We start from the raw sequence: 3,309 nt of genomic DNA on the forward strand, positions 1-3,309 counted from the left end.
GGGGCGGGACCGACCGAAGCCACCGCTCCCCGATAACTGACTGCCGAAGTATGAATGGAGGCGGCGAATCAGCGCTCCCAGAGGCTCGCGCACTCCAGTACGTGCTGACACGCTGGCGAGCTTAACTTCCGTGTTCGGGATGGGTACGGGTGTTGCCTCGCCGCTGTGGCCGCCTTAACGCCGACCTGCGGACTCGAACCGCAGTCACTACTGCCAACCTGGCGTCGGTCTCGGTCTTCCACACCATGTGGACGCGCAATCCAGTAAACGCCTGGACCACTCCGACTCACCGTGTGTGGTCCCAGTATGCGGTATGACTAATGGCACGATCGATTAGTGCTCGCGGGCTCAACGCCTCGTTGCCTTGGCGCGTACACCCCGAGTCTATCTACCTCGTCTTCTACGAGAAATCGTAACGAGCACCTCTTTTCCATGTGGGTTTCGAGCTTAGATGCGTTCAGCTCTTACCCCGTGTGACGTGGCTGCCGGGCACGTGCCCTCTCGGACAACCCGTACACCAGTGGTCACCATTCGTAGTTCCTCTCGTACTATACGAACGTTCACGTCAGGTACTCTCACACCCCCAATAGATAGCAGCCGACCTGTCTCACGACGGTCTAAACCCAGCTCACGACCTCCTTTAATAGGCGAACAACCTCACCCTTGCCCGCTTCTGCACGGGCAGGATGGAGGGAACCGACATCGAGGTAGCAAGCCACGCGGTCGATATGTGCTCTTGCGCGTGACGACTCTGTTATCCCTAAGGTAGCTTTTCTGTCATCAATCTCCCGCATCAAGCAGGATGATTGGTTCGCTAGACCACGCTTTCGCGTCACCGTCCCTCGTTATGAAGGACAGTGTCAGCCCATCGTATGCTCTTGCGCTCTTCTCCGAGTCTCCGACTCGGATGAGATGGACTTAGGGCGCGCTCGATATCTTTTCAAGCGCGTACCGCCCCAGTCAAACTGCCCGGCTACCGGTGTCCTCCTCCCGGAGTGAGAGTCACAGTCACTAATGGGTAGTATTTCAGTGCTGTCTCGGTGGCCCGCTGGCGCGGGTACCTGTGTAATGACTCCTACCTATCCTGCACATTAGCGACCGTGTCTCAGCGACAGCCTGCAGTAAAGCTCTATAGGGTCTTCGCTTCCCCTTGGGGGTCTCCAGACTCCGCACTGGAACGTACAGTTCACCGGGCCCAACGTTGGGACAGTGGCGCTCTCGTTGATCCATTCATGCAAGCCGCTACTGAAGCGGCAAGGTACTACGCTACCTTAAGAGGGTCATAGTTACCCCCGCCGTTGACGGGTCCTTCGTCCTCTTGTACGAGGTGTTCAGATACCCGCACTGGGCAGGATTCAGTGACCGTACGAGTCCTTGCGGATTTGCGGTCACCTATGTTGTTACTAGACAGTCGGAGCGCCCGAGTCACTGCGACCTGCCCTTCTGCAGGGCAGGCATCCCTTATTGCGAACGTACGGGACTAACTTGCCGAATTCCCTAACGTCGGTTGTTCCCGACAGGCCTTGGCTTTCACTGCCACGAGCACCTGTGTCGGTTCTTGGTACGAATCTCAGACTCGCCTTTTCACGGGCCCTAGGTACGCTCGACTTTCGCTATCCTATCGTTCGTCCGCTTCCTGCCATTACGGCTTCCACGGAGGTGGATAGTTCGACTGGGCGAAAGCCCAGCTCGAGTGTTCCCAAGGCGTCAGCTTTCACTGTCTGAGAGCACTGGAATATTAACCAGTTTCCCTGTTGTCAGAGTCGAGTTGCGGTCTGACTTAGGATCGGCTAACCCTCGACTGATAAGCATTGTCGAGGAACCCTTGCTCGTTCGGCCGTCGGGGTTCTCACCCGACTAACGCTGCTACTATGGCCAGGATTGTCGTTACCGAATGGTCCACACGAACTCTCGTCCGTGCTTCCACCCAAACGGAACGCCAGTCTACGGAATCACCCCGATAAGGGGTGTCGCCAGGTCTCGGTGATGGATTTGAGCCCCGATCATTTTCGGCGCCTCGAACCTCGGCCGGTAAGCTGTTACGCTTTTCTTAGAGGGTAGCTGCTTCTAAGCTCACCTCCCGGCTGTTTAGGGCTCGAGACTACCTTCGGTTGCACTTAATCCATACTTGGGGACCTTAACCCAGCTCTGGGTTGTCTCCCTCATGGTGCACAGGCTTACCCCGCACACCGGACTCCCTGCGTCTGTGGCGCTCGTAAGTTTGGAGTTTGACAGGGAGGCCGACGTCTCTCGACGGCGGGTCTCCCAATCGGTCGCTCTACCTCACGAGCTACCTCAGCAGAGGTCATGCTTCGACATGTTTCGACTGGAACCAGCTGTTGCCAGGCTCGATGGGCCTTTCACCCCTATACGTAGGTCACGAGAGGGTATTGAAGGACACCAACTCTAACAGGCCTCCACGTGCCTTTCGGCACGCTTCACCTTGCCCACGCATAGATCGCCTGGTTTCGGGTCGTATCCGGTCGGCTCCCCGCCCTTGAAGACGGCGGCCCTTGCATCCGAAGATGCTGCGGCCATATCGGTTTCCCTGTGCCTGCCCCGATGCTCGGGTTAGACTCGCCGGTCAGATACACTCCCTGGCTCGTTTTTCAAAACGCACGACGGAACATCGGCTCCCCACAGTTCCTACTGCACTCTTGCGAGTGGGTCGTTTTCTGTGGGGCCTTGTATGCCCCGTCGCTCTATCGCCACCTGAGTTCAGGCCCTATTGCACCTCCCTTTGTGGGGTGCTTTTCAGCGTTCGCTCACGCTACTTGTTCGCTATCGGTCTCGAGGAGTACTGAGTCTTGGCAGTCGATGCCTGCCGTGTTGTCGAGGGATATCCAACCCTCGATACTCTGGAACTGACGCACGCCGTACTCGCACAGGATACGGGACTGTCACCCTGTATCGTCCTCCGTTCCAGGAGAGTTCTCGTGTGTTTTCGGGCGCTGAGAGTCAGTCCGAACACCACATTGCCCGTGAGGGCTTCGGTTTGGACTGGATCGCGTTCACTCGCCGTTACTAACGATGTCGCGGAGTTGCTTTCTGTTCCTGCCGGTACTGAGATGTTTCAATTCCCGGCGTTCCCCATTGCGCGAAGCAATTGCGGTGGGGATTCCCATTCGGAGATCCCGAGTTCGTAGCCTCCGTGCGGCTTCCTCGGGCTTTTCGCAGCTTGGCACGTCCGTCGTCGGCTCTCGAGCCGAGCCATTCACCAGGTGGCAGAGTAGCCACGCGTAGTGGGACGTTCACTGTGACCCGGAGAGGTCCAGTGGACGCCTGGATTGCGCGTACACACGGTGTCAT

2 rRNA genes are annotated in these 3,309 nt (G+C 57.7%); both read right to left on the reverse strand.

Going from position 1 to position 3,309, the window contains the following annotated elements:
- Window positions 1–55 precede the first annotated feature (55 nt).
- Window positions 56–177, reverse strand: a 5S ribosomal RNA gene (rrf, locus tag ACSC1W_RS20865).
- A gap of 138 nt (window positions 178–315) precedes the next feature.
- Window positions 316–3,242 (reverse strand): 23S ribosomal RNA (locus tag ACSC1W_RS20870).
- Window positions 3,243–3,309 lie beyond the last annotated feature (67 nt).

Origin of the sequence: Haloarchaeobius marinus (assembly GCF_051207415.1) — an archaeon.
In the GTDB taxonomy this organism is placed as follows: domain Archaea; phylum Halobacteriota; class Halobacteria; order Halobacteriales; family Natrialbaceae; genus Haloarchaeobius.